Origin of the sequence: Saccharothrix sp. NPDC042600, assembly GCF_040647305.1 — a bacterium.
Taxonomy (GTDB): Bacteria; Actinomycetota; Actinomycetes; order Mycobacteriales; family Pseudonocardiaceae; genus Actinosynnema; species Actinosynnema mutabilis.
This window is the reverse complement of the sequence record NZ_JBEZBW010000121.1, coordinates 1-22851: the sequence shown is the minus strand read 5'-3', so window position 1 is coordinate 22851 and position 22851 is coordinate 1. Positions and strand designations below refer to the sequence as shown.

The 22851-nt window shown below is 71.9% G+C and carries 21 protein-coding genes; 11 read left to right on the top strand and 10 right to left on the bottom strand.

Annotation, left to right across the window (positions count from 1 at the left end; genetic code table 11):
• Positions 1 to 504: 504 nt before the first annotated feature.
• From ugpC to AB0A74_RS37890, 10 genes are all read left to right on the top strand, one after another.
• Complete coding sequence (ugpC, locus tag AB0A74_RS37935) at positions 505 to 1605, top strand: sn-glycerol-3-phosphate ABC transporter ATP-binding protein UgpC (RefSeq protein ID WP_358257335.1); 1101 nt, start codon at positions 505 to 507, stop codon at positions 1603 to 1605.
• A gap of 182 nt (positions 1606 to 1787) precedes the next feature.
• Complete coding sequence (locus tag AB0A74_RS37930) at positions 1788 to 2795, top strand: zinc ABC transporter substrate-binding protein (protein ID WP_358257333.1); 1008 nt, start codon at positions 1788 to 1790, stop codon at positions 2793 to 2795.
• On the top strand, positions 2792 to 3610 hold the full coding sequence (locus tag AB0A74_RS37925) for a metal ABC transporter ATP-binding protein (RefSeq protein WP_358257331.1): 819 nt from the start codon (positions 2792 to 2794) through the stop codon (positions 3608 to 3610). The genes AB0A74_RS37930 and AB0A74_RS37925 overlap by 4 nt, the downstream gene beginning before the upstream one ends.
• The gene (locus AB0A74_RS37920) at positions 3610 to 4455 is read left to right on the top strand and encodes a metal ABC transporter permease (RefSeq protein WP_358257329.1); all 846 of its coding nucleotides are present in this window, start codon (positions 3610 to 3612) and stop codon (positions 4453 to 4455) included. Before AB0A74_RS37925 ends, AB0A74_RS37920 begins: the two co-directional genes overlap by 1 nt.
• 137 nt (positions 4456 to 4592) lie before the next feature.
• Complete coding sequence (locus AB0A74_RS37915) at positions 4593 to 5327, top strand: GntR family transcriptional regulator (RefSeq protein WP_358257327.1); 735 nt, start codon at positions 4593 to 4595, stop codon at positions 5325 to 5327.
• A 25-nt stretch (positions 5328 to 5352) separates the two neighbouring features.
• Positions 5353 to 5580, top strand: a complete 228-nt coding sequence (locus AB0A74_RS37910; protein WP_121223525.1) for a 4Fe-4S dicluster domain-containing protein — start codon at positions 5353 to 5355, stop codon at positions 5578 to 5580.
• An 11-nt stretch (positions 5581 to 5591) separates the two neighbouring features.
• Positions 5592 to 6932 (top strand): ABC transporter substrate-binding protein, encoded by a 1341-nt coding sequence (locus AB0A74_RS37905; RefSeq protein WP_358257325.1) that lies wholly within the window; start codon positions 5592 to 5594, stop codon positions 6930 to 6932.
• Complete coding sequence (locus AB0A74_RS37900) at positions 6932 to 7702, top strand: ABC transporter permease (protein WP_358257323.1); 771 nt, start codon at positions 6932 to 6934, stop codon at positions 7700 to 7702. The genes AB0A74_RS37905 and AB0A74_RS37900 overlap by 1 nt, the downstream gene beginning before the upstream one ends.
• Positions 7699 to 8364: an ABC transporter ATP-binding protein gene (locus tag AB0A74_RS37895; RefSeq protein ID WP_358257321.1), complete on the top strand. Its 666-nt coding sequence runs from the start codon at positions 7699 to 7701 to the stop codon at positions 8362 to 8364. Before AB0A74_RS37900 ends, AB0A74_RS37895 begins: the two co-directional genes overlap by 4 nt.
• Entirely contained in the window at positions 8364 to 10973 is a 2610-nt protein-coding gene (locus AB0A74_RS37890) for a fumarate reductase/succinate dehydrogenase flavoprotein subunit (RefSeq protein WP_358257319.1), read from the top strand. Before AB0A74_RS37895 ends, AB0A74_RS37890 begins: the two co-directional genes overlap by 1 nt.
• Positions 10974 to 11476: 503 nt before the next feature.
• On the opposite strand, the gene AB0A74_RS37885 is transcribed toward AB0A74_RS37890, so the two are convergent.
• From AB0A74_RS37885 to AB0A74_RS37840, 10 genes are all read right to left on the bottom strand, one after another.
• Entirely contained in the window at positions 11477 to 12751 is a 1275-nt protein-coding gene (locus AB0A74_RS37885) for a GGDEF domain-containing protein (RefSeq protein ID WP_358257317.1), read from the bottom strand.
• Positions 12752 to 13170: 419 nt separating this feature from the next.
• Positions 13171 to 14397, bottom strand: a complete 1227-nt coding sequence (locus AB0A74_RS37880; RefSeq protein ID WP_343935524.1) for an MFS transporter — start codon at positions 14395 to 14397, stop codon at positions 13171 to 13173.
• Between the two features lie 312 nt (positions 14398 to 14709).
• Complete coding sequence (locus tag AB0A74_RS37875) at positions 14710 to 16131, bottom strand: MBOAT family protein (protein WP_358257315.1); 1422 nt, start codon at positions 16129 to 16131, stop codon at positions 14710 to 14712.
• A 94-nt stretch (positions 16132 to 16225) separates the two neighbouring features.
• Positions 16226 to 17188, bottom strand: a complete 963-nt coding sequence (rlmB, locus tag AB0A74_RS37870) for a 23S rRNA (guanosine(2251)-2'-O)-methyltransferase RlmB (protein ID WP_358257313.1) — start codon at positions 17186 to 17188, stop codon at positions 16226 to 16228.
• 4 nt (positions 17189 to 17192) lie between these two features.
• Positions 17193 to 18578, bottom strand: a complete 1386-nt coding sequence (cysS, locus tag AB0A74_RS37865; RefSeq protein WP_358257311.1) for a cysteine--tRNA ligase — start codon at positions 18576 to 18578, stop codon at positions 17193 to 17195.
• A gap of 68 nt (positions 18579 to 18646) precedes the next feature.
• Complete coding sequence (locus AB0A74_RS37860; protein WP_358257310.1) at positions 18647 to 19261, bottom strand: HAD-IA family hydrolase; 615 nt, start codon at positions 19259 to 19261, stop codon at positions 18647 to 18649.
• Positions 19262 to 19416: 155 nt separating this feature from the next.
• Complete coding sequence (locus AB0A74_RS37855; RefSeq protein WP_358257308.1) at positions 19417 to 19812, bottom strand: PPOX class F420-dependent oxidoreductase; 396 nt, start codon at positions 19810 to 19812, stop codon at positions 19417 to 19419.
• A gap of 5 nt (positions 19813 to 19817) precedes the next feature.
• Complete coding sequence (gene ispF / locus AB0A74_RS37850; RefSeq protein WP_358257306.1) at positions 19818 to 20285, bottom strand: 2-C-methyl-D-erythritol 2,4-cyclodiphosphate synthase; 468 nt, start codon at positions 20283 to 20285, stop codon at positions 19818 to 19820.
• Positions 20282 to 20974 (bottom strand): 2-C-methyl-D-erythritol 4-phosphate cytidylyltransferase, encoded by a 693-nt coding sequence (gene ispD, locus AB0A74_RS37845; RefSeq protein WP_358257304.1) that lies wholly within the window; start codon positions 20972 to 20974, stop codon positions 20282 to 20284. The genes ispF and ispD overlap by 4 nt, the downstream gene beginning before the upstream one ends.
• 28 nt (positions 20975 to 21002) lie before the next feature.
• Complete coding sequence (locus tag AB0A74_RS37840) at positions 21003 to 21491, bottom strand: CarD family transcriptional regulator (RefSeq protein ID WP_065915127.1); 489 nt, start codon at positions 21489 to 21491, stop codon at positions 21003 to 21005.
• 340 nt (positions 21492 to 21831) lie between these two features.
• Here AB0A74_RS37840 and AB0A74_RS37835 point away from each other — a divergent pair, with 340 nt between their 5' ends.
• The gene (locus tag AB0A74_RS37835) at positions 21832 to 22530 is read left to right on the top strand and encodes a hypothetical protein (protein ID WP_358257301.1); all 699 of its coding nucleotides are present in this window, start codon (positions 21832 to 21834) and stop codon (positions 22528 to 22530) included.
• The last annotated feature ends 321 nt before the right edge of the window (positions 22531 to 22851 follow it).

Sequence of the window (22851 nt, the reverse complement as noted above, 5' to 3'; positions counted from 1 at the left end):
CCCGGCCAGCGCCGCCGGCCCGCGCCGGCTCCGCCCGTCTGGCCGAGGCCTTACTCCGCCCGCGCTCGGCCGGCCTGCCTTGCTCGGCCGGTGCTGAGGGGGCGGGCTGGCGGCGCGGCGTGGGCCGGCATGGCGTGGTTCGTCGCGCGGCGGGTGCGGCTGGCGGTGGGGGCGGCGGCAAGGTCCGGCGCGGCGCGGGGGAGAGGCGTGGCGTGGTCCGGCGTGGCGGGCTGGGCGGCGTGGTCCAGCGCGGCGAGGGGCGTGGCGTGGGTGGGCTGCGGGGTATAGGCGGGGTCTGCGCGAGGGCTTGATGGGGCTTGGTGGGGCTGTGCGGGCTCGTTGCGGCCTGCGTGGGCCGGCTGCCGCCCCCGGTTCCATCGTCCCACCGGGGTACGACAACCCGGTCGCCGGAGACGCCGTGAACTAGACCAATTGCGGTGTTCCCGTAAGCGCTTGCAATGCCTAGCGTTGCGACAAAGCTTGCGGTTGAAAGGTGCGTCACACATGGCTGAGGTCGCGTACGTCAAGGCTTCGCGGATCTTCTCCGGCAACCCGCCGGTCCGCGCGGTGGACGAGCTGTCGCTCGACGTCGCCGACGGTGAGTTCCTCGTGCTCGTCGGCCCCTCCGGCTCGGGCAAGTCCACGGCGCTGCGCATGCTCGCCGGCCTGGAGGACGTCGACGAGGGCGCCATCAAGATCGGCGGCAAGGACGTCACCAACGTCCCGCCGAAGGGGCGCGACATCGCGATGGTCTTCCAGTCCTACGCGCTGTACCCGCACATGACCGTCGCCGAGAACATGGGCTTCGCGCTCAAGCTGCGCGGCGTGAACAAGGCCGAGATCAAGGAGAAGGTCGCCGACGCGGCCAAGATGCTCGACCTGACCAAGTACCTCGACCGCAAGCCGAAGGCGCTGTCCGGCGGCCAGCGGCAGCGCGTCGCGATGGGGCGCGCGATCGTGCGCGAGCCTTCCGTGTTCCTCATGGACGAGCCGCTGTCCAACCTGGACGCCAAGCTGCGCGTCGAGACCCGCGCCAACATCGCCGCCCTCCAGCAGCGCCTGGGCACGACCACCATCTACGTCACGCACGACCAGGTCGAGGCCATGACGATGGGCCACCGCGTCGCGGTGCTCAAGGACGGCCTGCTCCAGCAGTGCGACACCCCGCGCGCCCTCTACGACAAGCCGGCCAACGCGTTCGTCGCCGGGTTCATGGGCTCGCCCGCGATGAACCTCAAGACCGTCCCGCTGACCGCCGAGGGCGCCAAGCTCGACGGCGTGGTCGTCCCGCTGGAGCGCCGCGCCCTGGACAAGGCCGCCGGCGAGGGCCTGTCCGAGGTCGTGTTCGGCGTCCGGCCCGAGTCGCTGGCGCTGGTGCCCTCGCACGAGCACGGCATGGAGATGGTCGTCGAGCTGGTCGAGGAGCTGGGCGCGGACGCCCTCCTGCACGGCGCGGTCCGCATCGGCGACTCCTCGGAGCGGTTCGTGGTCCGCGTCGACGGCCGCACGCCGCCGACCCTCGGCCAGACCGTGAAGGTCGCGGTCCGCGACGCCGGTGAGATCCACCTGTTCCACCCGGAGTCGGGTCTGCGCCTCACCGACTGACCCACCCGGTGCGACGAGGGCCACCTCCTGCGGCGGAGGTGGCCCTCCGCGCGTCGAGACCCCGGCCGAGACCCCGGCCACGAACAGGGCATGCCGCTGGACAGCGAGGTAGCGGAGCGTTCTAAACTGAACTCGACAACGGTTTCCATTACCTCTGAATCAGCCTGTCGAGGAGCTCCGCGATGACTGTCCGTAACGCGTTGGTCGGCGCGGTGGCCGCCCTGACCGCCGTGTCCCTCACCGCCTGCGGCAGCGGCGACGGCCCCGCCACCACCGACGGCAAGATCAAGGTCGTCGCCTCCACGAACGTGTGGGGCAGCGTGGTCAAGGCCGTCGGCGGCGACGCGGTCGAGGTCACCTCGATCATCAACGACCCGTCCGGCGACCCGCACTCCTACGAGAGCAAGCCCTCCGACGTGGCCGCGGTCCGCGACGCGAAGCTCGTCATCTTCAACGGCGGCGGCTACGACAACTTCTTCGCCACCCTCCTGGGCCCCGAGACCGAGCAGGCGAAGAAGATCGAGACGTTCCCGCTGTCCGGCAAGGCCTCCGGCCACGACGCCCACGGCGACGAGCCCAGCGGCACCCCGGGCGCGGAGCCCAGCGGCACCCCGGGCGCCGAGAGCACCAAGCCCAGCCCCGAGCCGGCCGACGAGCACGCCCACGAGCACGAGGCCAACGAGCACGTCTGGTACGACCTGGACACCGTCCGCAAGGTCGCCGACCAGGCCGCCGCCGACCTCGCCGCCATCGCGCCGGACAAGAAGGCCGCCTTCGAGGCCAACGCCGCCGAGTTCGGCCAGGAGCTGGAAGAGCTGCACACCCGCCTCGACGGCGTCGGCAAGGGCAAGAAGGTGCTGGAGACCGAGCCCGTCGCCCACTACCTGCTCGACGCCGCCGACGTCGAGGACGTGACCCCCGAGTCGTTCAGCGACGCCGTCGAGGCCGAGACCGACATCCCGGCCGCCGCGCTCGCCGAGGTCACCGGCCTGGTGGAGCGGAAGCAGGTCACCGCCGTGGTCAACAACACCCAGACCGAGAACCCCGCCGTCCGCGGCCTGGTCGAGAAGGCCCGGCAGACCGGCGTCCAGGTCGTCGAGGTCACCGAGACGCTGCCCGAGGGCGCCACGGGTTACCTTGAGTGGATGACGAAGCAGGTCGAGGCGTTGGAGAAGGCGCTGCGCGGATGATCACACCGGTGGCGGACAGGTCCGTGCGCAGCGCCGTCGCCCTGCGCGGGGCGCGGCTGTCCTACGGCGACCGCGTGCTGTGGGACGGCCTGGACCTGGACGTCGCCGCCGGCGAGTTCGTGGCCGTCCTCGGCCCCAACGGGTCGGGCAAGACCAGCCTCATGCGGGTCCTGCTCGGCCTCCAGCCGCTGTCCGCGGGCACGGTCGAGGTGGCCGGCGGCAACCGGCGCGTCGGCTACATCCCGCAGCAACGCGCGCTCGACCCGAGCCTGAGCCTCCGCGGGCGCGACCTGGTCGGCTTCGGCCTCGACGGGCACGTGTGGGGCACCGGCCTGCGCGGCCGCAAGGTCCGCCGCGAGCGCGTCGACGCCGCCCTGGAGTCCGTGGGCGCGACCCGGTACGCCGACGAGCCCGTGGGGCTGCTCTCCGGCGGCGAGCAGCAACGCCTGCGCGTCGCCCAGGCGCTCGTCGGCGACCCGGCGGTGCTGCTGTGCGACGAGCCGCTGTTGTCGCTGGACCTCGCCCACCAGCGGGTGGTCAGCGACCTGATCGACGCGCGCCGCCGCGCCGCCGGCACGGCCGTCCTGTTCGTCACCCACGAGATCAACCCGATCCTGCCGCTGGTCGACCGCGTGCTCTACCTGGTCGAGGGGCGGTTCCGGATCGGGACGCCGGCCGAGGTGATGACCTCGGCGACGCTGTCCGAGCTGTACCGCACGAACGTCGAGGTGGTCCGCGTGCGCGACCAGATCCACGTGGTCGGCGCGCAGCACGTGTGCGAGGACGAGCCGCACCACGTGGCGGATGAGGGCTGATGGAACACTTCTTCGACTGGCCGCTGACGTTCGACCTGCTCGGCTACGACTTCGTCCGGCAGATGCTGATCGCGGGCGTCGTGCTCGGCCTGACCGCCGGGCTCCTGGGCCCGCTGGTCGTCACCCGCAAGATGGCGTTCGCCGTGCACGGGACCGCGGAACTGGCGTTCACCGGCGGCGCGGCGGCGCTGCTGCTCGGCATCGGCGTCGGGTACGGCGCGCTGGCCGGGTCCGTGGTGGCGGCGCTGCTGCTGGGCCTGCTGTCCCGCCGCGACGCCGACCGCGACTCGGTGATCGGCGCGATCCTCGCGTTCGGACTCGGCCTCGGCGTGCTGTTCCTCGCCCTCTACAAGGGACGGACGGCCAACAAGTTCGGGTTGCTGACCGGTCAGATCGTGGCCGTGGGCTCGACCGACATGTGGCTGCTGATCGGCACGGCGGTGGCCGTGATCGCGGTCCTGGCGTTCATCTACCGGCCGCTGCACTTCTCCTCCGTGGACGCCGCGGTGGCGACGGCGCGGGGTGTGCCGGTGCGGACGCTGTCGGTGGTGTTCTTCGTGCTGGTCGGCGTGGCGACGGCGTTGACGGTCCAGATCGTGGGTGCGCTGCTGGTGCTGTCGTTGATGATCACCCCCGCCGCCGCGGCCTCGCGGGTCACCGCGTCACCGGTCAAGGCGACGATCCTGGCCGTGGTGTTCGCCGAGACGGCGGTCGTGGTGGGGATCGTGCTGTCGCTCGCGCCGGGGGTGCCGGTGAGCGCGTTCGTCACGGCGGTGTCCTTCCTGATATACCTCGTATGCCGAGCCTTCGGGCGCTCGCGGGGCCGCGCGGCCGGTGTCCACTAGCTGGGACGGTCATCCAGTGGCGTAGGACGGTCGTCCGCGCCCTCCCGGCGCAGGTCAGCGCGCCCACCGGCGGTTTCCCAGGTGGCGTAACAGTCCGGCAACCGTCCGTTCAGCGTCGCTGACCCAGACTGTGCGCCATGAGCAGCGCACCCGAACGGCGACTGCGCGCCGACCGGGCGCGGCAGGCCGCCGACGTGATCCGCCGGCAGGTCGTGCGCAAGGCGTTCCCGGACGGCGTGCTGCCGGACGAGATGTTCCTGGCGACCGAGTTCTCCGTGTCCCGCAACACCATCCGCGAGGCGCTGGACCTGCTGCGGGAAGAGGGCCTGATCGAACGCGTGCCCGGCGTGGGCACCGTCGTCGTCACCGAGAAGTACGCCCACGGCCTGAACCACCTGATGGGCCTCGCCGAAACCCTGCACGAGCACGGCGAGGTCACCAACGACGTCCGCGCGGCCGGCCCCATCAAGCCGCCTTCGCCGGTGGCGCAACGACTCCGCCTGCCCGACGGCGAGCAGGTCGTCTACGTCGAACGCCTGCGCCGCCTCAACGGCCTGCCGCTGTCCCTCGACCTCACCTACCTGGCGATGGACGTCGGCCTCCCGCTGCTGGACGAGGACCTGCGCAACCGCGACATCTTCGCCCTCATCGAGCAGACCTCCGGGCAGCGCCTGGGCGCCGCCGCCGTCACCCTCGAAGCGGTCAACGCCGACCTCCACGCGGCCACGGTCCTGGAGGTCCCCAAGGGCGCGGCGCTGCTCGTGGTCGAACGCCTGAGCCACTTCGCCGACGGCCGCCCGGTGGACCTGGAGTTCATCCGCATGCGCGGCGACCGCATCACCATGCGCGCGGACTGCCGCCGCCTCCCCTGACCCCCACACCCCCGGAGCACCCACGATGGCCCTGGTCAACAACCGGGTCGACGTCCCCGTGACGATCGACCAGTCCCGCTGCATCGACGGCTGCCGGCTGTGCGTGGACATGTGCCCGCTGGACTCGCTGGCCATCCACCCCGAGACCAACAAGGCCTACATGCACGTCGACGAGTGCTGGTACTGCGGCCCGTGCGCCGCCCGCTGCCCCACGGGCGCGGTCGAGATCAACATGCCTTACCTGCTGCGGTGAAAGGAAGACCCATGCGCAAGCTGCTGGCCGCGGTGCTGGCCTCGACCGCCGTCGCCGGGTGCGGCACCGGCTCCGCCTCCTCCGACACCGTCCCGGTGGTGATCGGCTACCAGTCCAAGACCATCAACACCGTGACCGCCGGAACGTTGTTGCGGGACAAGGGCTTCTTCGAGAAACGCCTCGAAGAACTCGGCAGGAAGACCGGCAAGAAGTACGAAGTCACCTGGCAGGACTACGACACCGGCGCACCCATCACCGCTCAGATGATCGCGGGCAAGATCGACATCGGCTCGATGGGCGACTTCCCCTTGCTCATCAACGGTTCCCGCACGCAGAAGCAAGGCGACGAGGGTACCCGGATGGTGTCGGTCACCGGCTACAACCCGCGCGGCGCGCTGAACATGGTCGTGGTGCGGCCGGACTCCACCGCGAAGACGCTCGCGGACCTCAAGGGCCAGAAGGTGTCCGCGAGCGTCGGGTCCGCCGGGCACGGCACGCTCGTGCGCGCGCTGGGCGGCATCGACGTGGCGGTGGAGAACCAACAGCCGTCCGTGGGCGCGTCGGCGTTGCAGGGCGGCGGGGTCGCGGCGCTGTCGCAGTTCGTGGCCTGGCCGGGGCAACTGGTGTTCGCCAAGCAGGCCAAGCTGCTCTACGACGGCGCGGCGCTGAACTTCCCGACGCTGCACGGGGTCGTGGTGCGCAAGCCGTTCGCCACCACCCAGCCCGACGTGCTCGCGGAGTTCCTGCGCGCCCAGCACGACGCGACGAAGTTCTTGCACGAGAACCCGTTGCCGGCCGCGGAAGTTGTCGCGAAGGCGACCGGTCTGCCCACCGAGGTCGTCTACCTCTACAACGGGGCGAACGGCATCGCCACGTTCGACCTGTCGCTGAAGTCGGTGCTGCGCAACGCTTTGCGCGAGGACGTGCCGTTCCTGAAGTCCATCGGCAACATCGAGGAACTCGACGTCGACCGGTTCATCGACGACGGACCGCTCAAGGCCGCCGTCGGCGCGGGCACCGAGGACCTGGTCAACCCGGCCCGCATCACCGGCACCGACAAGGCGTGCGGCGTCGAGGTCTCAGATCCGGCGACGGCGGGCGAGATCTGGTTCGACGGCGAGCCCGCCACGGTCCCCGCGGCCACCCCGGAGTGCCTGCTCAAGCAGGTCAAGCAGGCCGGCCGGAAGGTCCGCGTCGCCTACGTCCCGGACGCCGCCACCGGCACCCGGTGGTTCGCCGAGCACGCCCACTGGGTCCGCGTGGACGGCAGGCTCCAGCCGTTCACCACGCTCGCCGAAGCCGAGAAGCGCGGTCCCGTGCTGACCTACGAGCAAGCCCTGGCGGCGGCGTGATGACCGGTCGGTGGGTGCTGCGGGCGGTCTCGCTCGCCGCCGGGCTGGCGCTGTGGCAGGTGCTCACGGCGACCGGCGCGCGGGTGTGGCTGCGGTTCGACCAACTGCCGACGGTGGTCGAGGTCGCCGAGCGGTTCGTGCGGCAGGTCCAGGTGTCGGAGTACTACCGCGACCTGGGGAGCAGCCTCGCGCGGATCGGCACGGGCTTCCTGCTCGCGGCCGTGTTCGGCACCGCGCTGGGCGTGGTGGTGGCGCGGTCGCGGCTGCTCGGGGACCTGTTGCAGCCGCTGCTGGAGGTGGTGCGGCCGATCCCGGCCATCGCGCTGGTGCCGATCGCGATCCTGCTGTTCCCCACCGACGAGCAGGGGATCGTGTTCATCACGTTCGTGGCGGCGTTCTTCCCGATCCTGGTCAGCACCCGGCACGCGGTCCGGGCGCTGCCGACCATCTGGGAGGACGCGATCCGCACGATGGGCGGCAGCCGGTGGCAGGTCCTGGTGAAGGTCGTGCTGCCCGGCACGCTGCCAGGGGTGTTCGGCGGCCTGTCGGTCGGCATGGGCGTGTCGTGGATCTGCGTGATCTCGGCGGAGATGATCTCCGGCCAGTTCGGCGTCGGCTACCGGACGTGGCAGGCCTACACGGTCGTGGACTACCCGGGCGTGATCGTCGGCATGGTCACCATCGGCCTGCTCGGGTGGCTGACGTCCTCCGCCGTGGAACTGCTGGGCCGCCGCGCCACGCGGTGGCTGCCCCGGGAGGTGCGGGCGTGAGCGTGGTGATCGAGGGGTTGACCGCCGGGTACGGGCGGTCGGCGGTGCTGCGGGGCCTGGACCTGGTGATCGGCGACGGCGAGGTCGTCGTGGTCGCCGGGCCGTCCGGGTGCGGCAAGTCGACGTTGTTGCGGGCGGTCGCGGGACTGCTGCCGATCACGTCCGGCCGGGTGCTGGTGGACGGCGTGCCGGTGCGCGGGCCGTCCCGGGACCGGGCGCTGGTGTTCCAGGACGACGGGTTGTTGCCGTGGCGGACGGCGCTGCGCAACGTCGAGCTGCCGCTGGTGTTGCGCGGGGTGTCCAAAGCGGAGCGTCGAGCAGTGGCGCGGTCCTGGTTGGACCGCGTCGGGCTGGCGGGCTTCGAGGACTACCTGCCGCGCGAGCTGTCCGGCGGGATGCGGCAGCGGGTGCAGCTGGCGCGGACGTTGGCGCAGGCGCCACGACTGGTGTTGATGGACGAGCCGTTCGGCGCGCTGGACGCGCAGACCCGGGCGGCGATGCAGGGGCTGGTGGTCGAGGTGTTGCGGGAGACCGGGACGACGACGATCTTCGTCACGCACGACGTGGACGAGGCCGTGCTGCTGGGCGACCGGGTGGTCGTGCTCGGCGCGGGCGAGGTCGACGTGGCGCGCGAGGCGATCCTGGCGGCGGTGATGGGCTGATGGAGGTCCCCGCGCCGGCCGACCGGGTCGAGCTGTCCTGCGACGTCCTGGTGATCGGCGGCGGCACGGCCGGCTCGATGGCCGCGATCACCGCCGCCGAGCACGGCAAGTCCGTGCTGCTGCTGGAGAAGGCCCACGTCCGGCACTCGGGCGCGCTCGCGATGGGCATGGACGGGGTGAACAACGCCGTCATCCCCGGCAAGGCGTCGCCGGAGGACTACGTCGCCGAGATCACCCGCGCCAACGACGGGATCGTCGACCAGCGCACGGTGCTGCAGACCGCCACCCGCGGGCACGACATGGTGCGGCGGCTGGAGCGGTACGGGGTCAAGTTCGAGAAGGACGCCGACGGCGAGTACCACGTCCGGCAGGTGCACCGGTCCGGCTCGTACGTCCTGCCGATGCCCGAGGGCAAGGACGTCAAGAAGGTGCTGTACCGGGTGATGCGGGAACGGTCGATGCGGCAGCGCATCCGCATCGAGAACCGCGTGATGCCGGTGCGGGTGCTGGTGGCGGAGGGGCGGGCCGTCGGCGCGGTCGGGTTCAACACCCGCACCGGCGAGTTCGTCGTGGTGTCCGCCGGCGCCGTGGTCCTGGCGACCGGCGCGTGCGGCCGGCTCGGGCTGCCGGCGAGCGGGTACCTCTACGGGACCTACGAGAACCCGACCAACGCCGGCGACGGCTACTCGATGGCCTACCACGCCGGGGCGGAGCTGTCGGGCATCGAGTGCTTCCAGGTCAACCCGCTGATCAAGGACTACAACGGGCCGGCGTGCGCGTACGTCGGCAACCCGTTCGGCGCGTACCAGGTGAACGCGCTGGGGGAGCGGTTCGTGGACTGCGACTACTGGTCCGGCCAGATGATGGCGGAGGTGGCGGCGGAGATCGCCTCCGAACGCGGACCGGTCTACCTGCGGACCACGCACCTGCCCGAGGAGTCGGTGGCCGCGCTGGAGACCATCCTGCACACCACGGAACGGCCGACGCGCGGCACGTTCCACAGTGGACGCGGCCACGACTACCGCACGCACGACGTGGAGATGCACATCTCCGAGATCGGCCTGTGCGGCGGGCACTCGGCGTCCGGCGTGTGGGTGGACGACCACGGCCGCACCACCGTGCCCGGCCTCTACGCCGCCGGCGACCTGGCGTGCGTGCCGCACAACTACATGCTCGGCGCGTTCGTGTTCGGCGACCTGGCCGGCGCGGACGCCGCCGCTTCCGCTCAGGCTCCCCCTTCCTTGCCCGAGGACCAGATCGCCGCCGCCCACGAGCTGGTCTACCGCCCGCTGCGCCACCCGGACGGCCCGCCGCAGGCGCAGGTCGAGTACAAGCTGCGGCGGTTCGTGAACGACTACGTGGCGCCGCCGAAGTCCGGGACGAGGCTGGAGCTGGCGCTGGAGTCGTTCGAGCGGATGAAGGCGGAGATCGCGGCGATGGGCGCGCGGACGCCGCACGAGCTGATGCGGTGCGCCGAGGTGCACTTCATCCGGGACTGCGCGGAGATGGCCGCGCACGCCTCCCTGACCCGCACGGAGAGCCGCTGGGGCCTCTACCACGACCGCGTGGACGCACCCGGCCGGGACGACGCTTCGTGGTTCTACCACCTGAACCTGCGCAAGAACGCGGCCGGCGCGATGGAGTTCGTGAAGCGCCCCGTGGCGCCCTACCTGGTGCCGGTCGAGGGGTTCACCCCGCCGCCCGGGTCGGTCGAGGTGCTGGCGGGCCGGGCGGTGACCGTGGCGACGGCGGCGGAGGTGTCGTCGGGTGGTGCGGCGGAGGTGTCGTCGGGGCGGTTGCTGGAGCTGCTGGCGCTGACCGACGCGCAGCCGGACCTGGCGACCCTGTCGCCGTACCTGGCGGACCCGGACCCGGCCGTGCGGCGGTCGGCGCTGGCGGTGCTGACCGAGGCCGTGCCGCCGGGGTTCGAGTTCGCCCTGGTGCGGGCGATGTCCGACGAGGACCCGGGGGTGCGGGCGGCGGCCGGCGCGGGGTTGCGGGAACTGGTCGAGGTGGTGCCCCCGAGCGAGCCGCTGCGGGAGGCGCTGGCCGCGACGCCGGGCGCGGTGGCGGTCGAGGTGCTGTGGGCGCTGAAGCTCGGGGCCGAGGCCGATTACGCGCGGGCGGTGCGCGACCCGGATCCGGCGGTGCGGGCGGCCGGGGTCCGCGGGCTGGTGGCGCTCCGGTCGGCGGAGCTGTTGGCCTCGGTGGCCGGGGACCCGGCGCGGGAGCTGCGCGTGCTGGTGGCCCAGGGGTTGGGCGGGCTGCGCGCGCGGCCGGACGTCCTGGTGGCGCTGGCGCACGACGCGGACCCGTTGGTGCGGGCGGCGGCGTTGGAGGCGGGCGCGGGGTTCGCGGAGCTGGAGCCGGTGGCCGTGGTCGCGCTGGGTGATCCGTCCTGGCGGGTCCGGGTCGGTGCCGTGTGGGCGGTGGGCGACCCGACGCGGGTGGTGGCGGCGCTGGGTGACGAGAACCTGGACGTGCGGAAGGCGGCGGTGCGGGTGCTGGCGCGGTGGTCCGGGCAGGAGGCGGTGCGGGCGGCGCTGGTGCGGGCGCAGGGGGACAGCGACGCGGACGTGCGCGCTTACGCCCGCCAGGCGCTCGGCTGAGGGTTCGGCTGAGGGTCGGCTGAGCGTTTTTGTCGGTGGGCGCTGGGAGAATGGAGACGGGGGCCGGAGGCCGCGCCCGGCGAACTCGCGCCGGCGCGCGGCGAACTCGCGCCGGCGGTGGGCGCGGGTGGCCGCGCGGACTGGGCGGGGGCCGGCGGGCGGGTGTGGCCAGCGCGGGCGGGTCGGTGCGGGCGGCGGCTCGTGGACGAGGACTGGCCGGTGCGGGCGAGCTGGTTGGCGCGAGTGGCGGGCTGGCGGGCGGCGGGCTGGCGCGGGCGAGTTGGCTGGCGCGGGCGGGCGGGCGCGGGTGGGTCGGCGGCGGTGGCGGGCCGGCGAGTGCGAGCGGGTGCAGGCGTGCGGGGGTGGGCGGTGGGGGTGGGTTGGTGGTTGGGTTGGGTTTGGCTGGTGCGCTGGGCGCGGCCTCCGGCCCCCGGTTTCCATTGTCCCAGGGGGGACCGACAAAAGTCCCGGTCGAGTGACGCCGGCGGGCTGCTCGAACGGGCTCAGGCCGAACGGCTGACTTCCGGTTCGTCCACCCTCGGCGCGGGTAGGTGGCGGGCGTGGATGTCGATGCCGGCCACCCGGACCTGGTTCCGGCCGTTCTCCTTCGCGGTGTAGAGGGCCGCGTCGGCGCTGTGCTGGGCCACCGCCAGGGAGTCGCCGTTGTCCGGCACCACCGCCACGCCGATGGACGCCGAGATCGCCCGCACCTCCGGCCCGTCCTCGGTCACCGGCAGGTTCCGGCCGCGCAGGGTGACCGTGTTGCGGTGCTTGTCCGTCGTCACCACCGACATCTCGCCGATGGCCTCGCGCACGCGTTCGGCGATCGCCGTGCCCTGCGCCAAGCCCGTGTCGGCCAGCACCACCACGAACTCCTCGCCGCCGTCCCGACCCGCCACGTCGCCGGGGCGCAGCTTCTCCCGCAGGATGCGCCCGACCTCGGCCAGCACCGCGTTGCCCGCCGGGTGGCCCCACGTGTCGTTGATCCGCTTGAAGTGGTCCAGGTCGATCGCCAGCACCGTGACCGGACGCCCCGAGCGGCGGCAGTCGGCGGTCAGCTTCTCCGCGTGCTCGTTCAGGCCCGTCGTGTTGAACAGGCCCGTCCGGTAGTCGGTGTGGGCGTCCTTGGTCAGCTGCAGGTGCGCCTTGTGCTGCTCGGCGACCAAGCGCTCCAGGTGCGCCTGCCGCTCCGACGCGCGGTGCAGCAGGGCGTTGACCAGGATCACCGGCACGACCAGCAGCAGCGGCGCGACCCAGTGGGTGGCGATCAGCATGCCGAGCATCGCGCCGACGCCCAGCGTGGTCATCTCCAGCATGTTGTCGTTGCGCGACCCGAGCGCGTCGACGAACCGGGTCTGCGGGTTCACGATCCGCAGCGCCACCGACATCAACGCCACCTGCACGAACCAGTACAGCGCCGCCACCAGCACGAGCACGCCGAGCAGCCCGAGGTCCAGCAGGACCTGACCCGACGAGGACCCGAGCGACAGTCCCGTCATGTGGACAGCGGCGTTGGCCAGCAGCGTGCTTGCCACGATGTGGGCGGAGGTGAAAACGAACCGGTAGGGCTGGCGACGCGCGATCGGCCACAGCACGATCCGCAGCCACACGGCGACCAGCACGGCCATGCCCCCGGGCAGCACGATGGCAGCCGCGAAAGTCCAGACCGACGTCAGGTCGAAGTACGGACCCGCCGATTCGTCACGTCGGGATTCCTCGGCGCGCCGCACGATCGTCAGGTGGACCGTGATGGCGAGCACGAGTGCGGCGAACCGCACCCAATCCGTGGCGAGAGCGGAACCGAGCGTAGTCAGCAGCCAAACGGCCGCAATTGCCACCGCCAGTTCGACGGAAAGGATGTAGGCGATCGCGGTACGGCGCAGCGCCCAAAGGTCCCAGTTGCGCACCAGACGCCGTCTGGCTGTCGCGGACGGCTCGTGGTCAGGCAAACTGTTCTTCACCACGTCCCCCCTACACTCATGCCGCCGCCGCGCGGCTACTCGCCGGCCCGGCGGCCCGACGGCCCCCATCGGTACCCAAGTCGCGCGTAGAGGAGCGTCTGCCATGCGTAACCGCGAGTGGTGACCCCATCGCTCTCCTTGAGCCCGGTCCGGAAACTTCACCGTACGTGCGTGCGTTCTCGCGGACGGCACACGAACGCCTCGTCATGAGAATCGCCATTCATGATGAGTACGTTTCATGTGATCACCGCGTTCGGGTCGGTCCTGGCACGTGCGCGGTTCCAGGCTACGGTCGCGTGCCCCGCGAGGAGCACCCCGATGGCCCCGGCGCCCGCCAGTGTCGCCGTCACCGAGCCGATCGCGTGCGCGACCACGCCGGCCAGCGCCATGCCTCCGCCCTGGCTGGACCGCAGCGCCGTCCGCGCGATGCCGTAGGCCCGACCGCGGTAGGCGTCGGGCAGGATGCGCATCCACGCCGACCGCGCCGGCGTGTGGTACGCCCCGGCCATGCCGGCGATCACCAGCAGGGCGATCGTCCAGGTCAGGTTGGGGTTCAGCGCGAACATCACCAGCGGCGCGAGCGACAGCACGGCCAGCGGCCCGATCAGCCGCTCCCGCTTCGCCGGGTCCCTGACCAGCCGGAACAGCACGGCCACGCCCAGCACGTTGGCGGCCGGTTCGATGGCCAGGATGAGGCCGACAGCCCATACCGCGTCGAGGCTCGCGGCCAGTGGCACGGCGAGCCCTTCGGGCACCATCGCGATGCCGGCCAAAAGGCGCATACCCATTAGAGAGCGCAGACGCGGTTCCGTGACGAGCAGAGCGAAAGCTCCTTTGCCGTCTTCGGACTCCCGATGCCCCTTCCCGAGCGGGTCTGCGGCCGGCCGGTGCCGCACGGAGAACTGCACCAGCAGCGCGACCAGCACGAACGTCACCGCGTCGATCGCCAGCGCCACGTGCGCGTTGGTCGCGGTCACCAGGAAACCCGCCGCGGCCAGGCCGGCCATCTGGGCCACGTCCGTGGACGTCCCGAACAGGGCCACGCCGTCGTCGTAGCGCTTGTCCGGCAGCACGGAGGGCAGGCTCGCCTCCTGGGCCGCCAGGAACGGCGAGGCGACCATCAGCACGAGCACCAGCAGCACGATCATGACCCACAGCGGCACGCCCGGCACGGCCATCAGGCCGACCAGCGCGGCCTGCAGCCACGCGCAGGACACCATCACCGTGCGTCGGGGGAACCGGTCGGCGATCCAGCCCAGCAGCGGTCCGGACACGAGCGACGGCAGCAGCGTCAGCGACCAGGTGAGGGCCGTCCAGGCGGGGGACCCGGTCCGCTCGTACACCAGGAGTGACAGGGCGACGGCCGCGAGCTGGTCGCCGAACGTCGACGCCGTCGAGCCGATCCACATGCCGCGGAACTCGCGGTTGCCCACGAGCGCGCGGATGGTCCCCCCGGAAGTCACCACGGCTCCCGGTTCGTCGGCCCCGTTGAGCGAGTCACGTTACCCCCACCCGAGTAACTATTTCCTCGGTTAGCACGGTAGAAGCTGCTGGTTGTGCAATCCCTGTCCTACCACAGTGTGTACCCGAACGGACCAGGTCGGTTACATAAAGTAGTTACAATGGCGAAAAACCGGGCACCTATTCTTGACAGTTGACCGTAGGTGACCCGTCCTGAGCCGACCTCGCCTACCCTGCGTCAAGTCGACCTCCATTGGTCGTCGCAGTCGCTGGTCCGACCGGTCCAGTGCGTTCGTGCGGCCCGCCGCGTTTGATCAGAACTGGTAGTACAAGAACGGGCTGAACGTGCCACTCGCGACCAGGATCGCGGCGTAGGCGACGCCCACCGTCATCAGGGACACCCTAGCGGCCACGGCGATCTTGTCGCGCGAGGACTCCAGGTAGGGGCCCGTCACGGGGTGGCTGGGCATTACCACAATGGCCAGCGCGACGAGCAGGAGCACAATCCGCTGATTGGTCGCCGCCGCCGACACGGCGTCGGTGAAGGACCCGAAATCGGGCACGACCAGATGGCCGATGATTGTGAACGCGGTACCCAGGTCGGGTGCCCGGAAGAACACCCAGCCGATCACCACGAGGAGCATGGTGAGGACCCGCCGGCCAATTCGGGCGGGCGCGGTCACGGGCGCGGAATCCCATCCGAAACGGCGTTCCAGAACGAGCAGCGCGCCGTGGAACAAACCCCACACGAGGAACGTCCAGTTCGCCCCGTGCCAGAAACCGGTGAGCACGAAAACGACGCCCAGGTTCCGGTAGGTGCGCAGCACGCCGGTCCGGTTCCCGCCCAGTGGGATGTAGACGTAGTCGCGGAACCAGCGCGACAGCGACATGTGCCACCGCCGCCAGAACTCCGTGACGGTCACCGAGGAGTACGGGCGGGCGAAGTTCTCCGGCAGCCGGAAGCCGAGCATCCGGCCCAGGCCGATCGCCATGTCGGAGTACCCGGAGAAGTCGAAGTACAGTTGCAGCGTGTAACCGATCGCGCCCAGCCACGCGATGCCCGTGGTCATCTGGTCGGCCGGCGTGGCGAAGCACGCGTCCACCAGCGGGGCCAGCGAGTCGGCGATGATCACCTTCTTGCACAGGCCCAGCGCGAACCGCGGGAACCCCGCCGCGATGTCGTCCCACCGGTGCGTGCGCGGCTGCGGCAACTGGTCGGCGATCTCGCGGAACCGGACGATCGGCCCGGCCACCAGCTGCGGGAACATCGCGATGTAGGTGACGAACGAGACCGGGTCGCGCAGCGCCGGCCGCTCGCCCCGATACACGTCCACCACGTACGAGATGTGGTGGAACGTGTAGAACGAGATGCCGATCGGCAGCGCGAGGTGCACCACCGGCAGGTCCGCGCCGACCACCGAGGCGATGTCGTGCAGCTGCTCGGTGGCGAACCCGGCGTACTTCCAGACCAGCAGCACGCCCAGGTTCAGGCAGATCGAGCCCACCAGCACCAGCCGGCGGTCACCCGGCGCGCCCGGCTCCAGCCGCCGGCCCGCGAGGTAGTTCGCGACCATGCAGACCAGCAGCAGGACCGTCGTGCCGCCCGCGCCGCTGACGTAGAACAGCAGGCTCGCGACGGCGACGACCGCGTTGCGCCGGTTCCTGGGTGCGACGAGGACGGCCGCGAGCACGACCGGCATGAAGAACCACAGGAAGAGCGGGGTGGCGAAGGACATCGGCGCAGACCTTAGCCGCCGGACGGCACCCGGGAAGCCGATCGGGTGACAAACCGCCGTTCATCACACCGAGCGGCTCCGCCGCCGGGTCCGCTCACCCCTCGACGCGCCGTCTGCGCGCCACCTCGGCCAGCACGACACCGGCCGCCACCGACGCGTTGAGCGACTCCACGCCCGAGGCCATCGGGATGGACACGGTCTGGTCGCAGGTCTCCTTGACCAGCCGCGACAGGCCGCGGCCCTCGGAGCCGACCACGACCACCAGCGGCCCGGTGGCCAGGTCGAGGTGGTCGACGTCCACGTCGCCGTCCGCGTCCAGGCCCACGACCATCAGGCCCTCCTCGGCCCACTCGCGGAGCTGGCGGGTGAGGTTCGTGGCGATCGCGATCGGCATCCGCGCCGCGGTGCCCGCGCTGGTCCGCCAGGCCACGGCCGTGACGCCCGCCGAACGCCGCTGCGGCAGCAGCACGCCGTGCGCGCCGAACGCCGCCGCCGAGCGCACCACGGCGCCCAGGTTGCGCGGGTCGGTCACGCCGTCCAGCGCCACCAGCAGCGGGTGCGTGCCCGACTGGCGGGCGGTCTCCAGCAGCTCGCGCGGGTCGGCGTACTCGTAGGGCGGCACCTGGAGCCCGAGGCCCTGGTGCATCGCGCCACCGGTGATCCGGTCCAGCTCGCCGCGCTGCACCTCCAGCACGGAGATGCCCCGGTCGGCGGCCAGCTTGACCGCCTCGGCGACCCGGTCGTCCGCGTCGATGCCCAGCGCCACGTACAGCGCGGTCGCCGGGATGCCCGCGCGCAGGCACTCCACCACGGGGTTGCGGCCGGCGACGGTCTCCGGGGCGTTCTCGGCGGCCTTGCGGCGCTGGCCGCGGACCTGCTCGACCTTCGCCTTGGCCTGCGCGCGCTTGTAGGCCGGGTGGTTGGGCCGCTCGGACGCCTTCGGCGTCGGCCCCTTGCCCTGCAAGCCCTTGGACTTCTGCCCGCCGGAACCGACGACCGCGCCCTTCTTGGAGCCCGGGTTGCGCATCGCGCCCCGGCGCTTGGAGTTGCCTGCCACGGTGTCAGTCGTCCTTCAGCGTCCACAACGGACCGTCGGGGGTGTCCTCGACGGCGATCCCGGCCAGGAGCAGGGTGTCGCGCAGGGTGTCGGCCCTCGCGAAGTCCCTGTCCTTGCGGGCTTTCGTGCGCTCTTCCAGCACACGGTCGACCAAAGTGGCCAGTGCCTGGCGGGTGCCCGAGTCCCGGGTGGACACGTCCGCCCACGCCAGCGGGTCCAGGCCCAGCACGGCGGTCATCGCGCGCACCGACTCGGCCGCCGACCGGGCGGCCAGGTCGTCACCGGCCTCCAGCGCGGTGTTGCCCTCGCGGACCCGCTTGTGGATCGCGGCCAGCGCGCCCGGCGTGCCCATGTCGTCGTCCATGGCGGCGACGAACGGCCGCGTCGGCTCGCCCACGCCCACGGCCCCGGTCCGCTCGACCACGCGGCGCACGAACGACTCGATCCGCCGGTAGGCGGCCACCGACTCGTCCAGCGCCTCCTCGGAGTACTCGATCGTCGACCGGTAGTGCGGGCCGACCAGGTAGTAGCGCAGCTCGGGCGCGCGCACCTTCTCCAGCATCGCCGGGATGGACACGGTGTTGCCCAGCGACTTGGACATCTTCTCGCCGCTGAGCGTGACCCACGCGTTGTGCATCCAGTAGTTGGCGAACCCGTCGCCGGCCGCCCGGGACTGCGCCTGCTCGTTCTCGTGGTGCGGGAAGACCAGGTCGATGCCGCCGCCGTGGATGTCGAACGTGCCGCCGAGGTAGGCGGTGGCCATCGCCGAGCACTCCAGGTGCCAGCCGGGGCGGCCCGCGCCCCACGGCGTCGGCCACGACGGCTCGCCGGGCTTGGCGGCCTTCCACAGCGTGAAGTCGCGCGGGTCGCGCTTGCCCTGCGCCGCCGACTCGCCCTGGTGCACCTCGTCCGGCTTCTGCCCGGACAGCGCGCCGTACTCGGGGAAGGACGTGACGGAGAAGTAGACGTCACCCCCGGCCGCGTAGGCGTGACCGGCGTCGATGAGGCGCTGCATCAGCTCGACCATCTGCGTGACGTGGCCGGTGGCGCGCGGCGCGTAGGACGGCGGGAGGCAGCCCAGGGCCGCGTAGGCGTCCTCGAAGGCGCGCTCGTGCGTGTACGCCCACTCCCACCACGGGCGGCCGTGGTCGGCGGCCTTGGCGAGGATCTTGTCGTCGATGTCGGTGACGTTGCGCACCAGCCGCACGTCGTCGTGGGTGCGCTGGAGCCAGCGCCGCAGCACGTCGAAGTTCAGGCCGCTGCGGACGTGGCCGATGTGCGGCACGCCCTGCACCGTCGCCCCACACACGTAGATCGACGCCGTTCCGGAGACGTGCGGGACGAACTCCCGCATCTGCCGGCTCGCGGTGTCATAGAGGTGGAGGCTCACGTGAAGATGGTACGGGCGTGGGCCACCCGGGGTTGAATCGCCCGGCTTTGTGTGCTTATGCCGGTTGCCTATGCCACGTGCGCCTTGAGGACGTCGAGCAGCGCGCCGGGCCGCTGCGCGGTCTCCAGCGGCGGGACGATCGCGACCCGGCAGCCCACCGCGGCGGCGCCGCCGTCGGCCTCCTCGCTGTCGCCGATCATCAGCGCCTCGCTGGGGCGCACGCCCAGGCGCTCGCAGGCGATCTGGAAGATCTTGGGGTCCGGCTTGACCACGCCGACCTCGAAGGACAGCACGTACTCGTCCACCCGGTGCTGCACGCCGTGGCGGGCGAACACGGTCCGGATGTCCCAGGCGATGTTGCTGACCACGGCGGTCGGCAGCTCGGTGCCCAGGGCCTGCGCGGTGTCCGGGTAGGGCTGCCAGAACGGCGGGCTGACCAGCCGGTCGTAGAACGCCGCCGGGTCCGGCGCGCCGGCCTTCGCCAGGACCTTGAGGTGCAGGTCGCGGTGCACGTCGCCGTCGAGGTCGCGGCGTTCCCACTCGTCGGGGTCCACGCCGAGGCTCTCGTCCAGGCCGACCGGCGCGGTGAGCGCCCGCATCAGGTCCGCGTGCGCGGTCAGGGACTCGTGTTCGAGGCGGAAGAGCGTGCCGGAGAAGTCGAAGAGGACGGCGCGGATCGTCACAACCGCACGCTAGTTGGTCTGGACCTGGCTTTGTAGGTTTCCGGCAGGAGCAGGACGCACGCCACACTCGGCACCGCCGCCGCCCCGTGCGCGGCGACCAGGTGGGTGGCGAGCCGCCGTGCCGCCGAAGCTCGCCACGGCCACCCGGCGGGTGCTCACGCCGCGTTGCCGGCGACCTTGGTCGGCGTCACGCGCAGCACCACGCGCACCTTGTCCGGGGCCTCCTCGGGGAAGTCCCCGCCGGTGTACTTGCGCGCCAGGGCGTGGGCGAGCGCCCGGTCGGTGTCCTCGGTGACCGTGACGGTGCCGCGGATCTCGGCGTACACCTCGGGGTCGCGGTGGTCCCACACGCTGACGCTCACCCGCGGGTCGCGGCGGACGTTGCGCTCCTTCACCCGGTCGCGCAGCGTGGAGAACAGCAGGTCGTCACCGTCGCGGGTGATCCACATGACCGCGCTGTGCGGGCTGCCGTCGGCGTTGAGGGTGGAGATGGTGGCGTAGTTGGGGCCGTCGACCAGGGCACGCGTCGCGGCGCTGAGGGTGATCGCCATGACCCTCAGGCTAGCGGGATGATCAACGCGGTGGCGATGGCCGCGATGCCCTCGCCGCGCCCGGTCAGACCCAGGCCGTCCGTGGTGGTGCCGCTCACCGCCACCGGACCCCCGACGGCCTCGGACAGCACCTCCTGCGCCTCGTCGCGGCGCTTGCCGACCTTCGGCGCGTTGCCGATGACCTGCACCGACGCGTTGCCGACGCGCCAGCCGGCTTCGGCCAGGAGCCGGCGCACCTCGGCGAGGAACTCGACGCCGTGCCGGCCGGACCAGCGCGGGTCGCTGGTGCCGAACACCGCACCGAGGTCACCCAGTCCGGCGGCGGACAGCAGCGCGTCGCACAGGGCGTGCGCGGCGACGTCCCCGTCGGAGTGACCCGCGCACCCGTCGACGCCCTCCCAGCGGAGGCCGGCGATCCAGCACTCCCGGCCCCGTTCCACCTGGTGGACGTCGGAGCCGATGCCGACCCTCACTCCTGGCCTCCCACGAGCAGCGCCTCCGCGACCGCGAGGTCGAACGGGGTGGTGATCTTCATGGCGTCCGGGTGCCCCGGGACCGTGGTGACCGGCACACCGAGCCGTTCCACCAGGCCCGCGTCGTCCGTGGCGTGCAGACCGGCCTCGTGCGCGCGCAGCAGCGTGCGGGCGTCGAAGCCCTGGGGGGTCTGGACCACGCGCAGGGCCGACCGGTCCGGCGTGGCGACCACCACACCGTCCGGATCGACCTGCTTGACCGTGTCGGCCACCGGCAGCACCGGGATGACCGCCGGGTGACCTGCGCGAACGGCGTCCACCACGGCCTTGACGACGTGCGGTGGCGTGAACGCGCGGGCGGCGTCGTGCACCAGGACGACGTCGGTGTCGGGGAACTCGCGCAACGCGTGCTCCAGCGCGAGCCGGACCGAGTCCGACCGCTCCGCGCCGCCCGCGAGCACGTGCACCGCCCCGCCGGCGTGCGCCAACGGGGCGGTGACGGTTCTCACTGTGTCCACATCGGACGGTGGCGCGGCGACGACCACGTGCCGCACGCAACCCGCCTCGAACAGGCCGCGCACCGCTCTGACCAGCAACGGAACGCCGTCGACGGGGACGAGTGCCTTGGGCACGCCGTAACCCAGCCGCTCTCCCCGGCCCGCCGCGGGCACGAGCGCGACCACACCCATGTTGTTCTTGTTCTTCGAGTGTCGAGGGTCAGGACGCGGTGGCGAGGACCTCGTCGAGGAGGACCTCGGCCTTGTCCTCGTCGGTGCCCTCGGCGAGCGCCAGTTCGCTAACCAGTATCTGTCGAGCCTTCGCCAGCATCCGCTTCTCACCAGCGGACAGTCCGCGATCCTTCTCGCGCCGCCAGAGGTCGCGCACCACTTCGGCCACCTTGTTCACGTCACCGGACGCGAGCTTCTCCAGGTTGGCCTTGTACCGCCGGGACCAGTTGGTCGGCTCCTCGGTGTGAGGAGCGCGCAAGACCTCGAAGACCCGGTCGAGACCCTCTTGGCCCACCACGTCGCGCACGCCGACGATCTCGGCGTTGTCGGCGGGGACGCGAACCGTGAGGTCGCCCTGGGCAACCTTCAGAACGAGGTACTTCTTCTCCTCGCCCTTGATCACACGGGTCTCGATTGCTTCGATGAGAGCGGCACCGTGGTGCGGGTAGACGACGGTCTCTCCGACCTTGAAAACCATGTGTCCTCTGCCCCTTTCGCTAACCCCATCCTAACACGTCGAGCAATCCCCTCTTCGGCGTCCGGAGATCAGTTCGCGCAGGTCAGGGCCACGAGGGGGGTTGACAAACCACCCGGCGACGTGCAACGGCCCAGGTCGATCTTGCTCCACAGTGGACGTCGTGGCGGGTGTTGTGGGGCACCACATGAGGTGGGCCGGTGAAGGCCCCGTTAGGCTCCTGGACTGGTGGTCGACCGGCGTACTGCCGGGTACGGCCCGCCTGTGTCAGCACACCGGAAGGATCCGAGCAGCCGTGGGTCGCGCACCGCAGAAGTCCCCAGCGTCTCGCCGACTGGCCCTCGTGGCCGCAGTGGCGGCCGGCCTCGGCCTCGCGGCTGCGGGTTGCAGCGCGGGCCAGGTCACGCAGACCGACACCCAGGTGGCCGCCGTCAACGGTGCGAGCGGGACGGTCGGCGTCATCGCCGTCCGCGACGCGCAGCTGTTGTTCCCGGTGGAGCACGGGTACTACGAGGAGGGCGACAGCGCCCCGGTCGTGGTGGTCATCGCGAACAACGGCGGTGACGCGGACAAGCTGCTGTCGGTGACCAGCGAGCGGTCGGCCGAGGCCGAGATCACCGGTGACCGGGACCTTGAGGCGGGCACCGCCATCAGCGCCGAGGCGGACCAGGACGACGCGGGCAGCCACAAGACGACCACGTCGTCCCCGGCCTCCACGACCTCGGCGTCCGCGGCCTCCGGCACCACCACCCCGGGCTCGACCACGGGTTCGCCGACGACCACGACGACCACGTCCGCGTCGGGCACGTCCATCTCGGCCCCGCCGACCACGACGGCGAACCCGTCGGCGTCGGTGTCCGTGTCGGCGAAGCCGAGCGAGCCGGGCAAGGTCAAGATCGTGCTGAAGAACTTCAAGGGCGACCTGCGGCCGGGCCAGACGGTGCGCGTGACCTTCCTGTTCGAGAAGGCCGGCCCGCTCACCCTGGACCTGCCCATCGGCGCGACCCCGGAGCCCCGCAAGGACGCGCCCTCCGAGCACTGAGCGCAAGCCGCTGACGAGGCCCGTCCCCGACCACCGGGGGCGGGCCTCTCGCGTTGCGCGGGCCAGTGCGCGCCACCAGCGCCAACCCGGCCAGACCGAGCAACCACGACCGCGCCGCCCTCGCCGCCCCCCGCCGCGCCAGCCGCGCTGGCCCGCCGCTCGGCGGCCCGGTTTGGCGGCCCGGTTTGGCGGCCCGGTTTGGCGGCCCGGTTTGGCGGCCCGGTTTGGCGGCCCGGTTCGGCGGCCCGGTTTGGCGGCCCGGTTCGGCGGCCCGGTTCGGCGGCCCGGTTCGGCGGCCCGGTTCGGCGGCCCGGTTCGGCG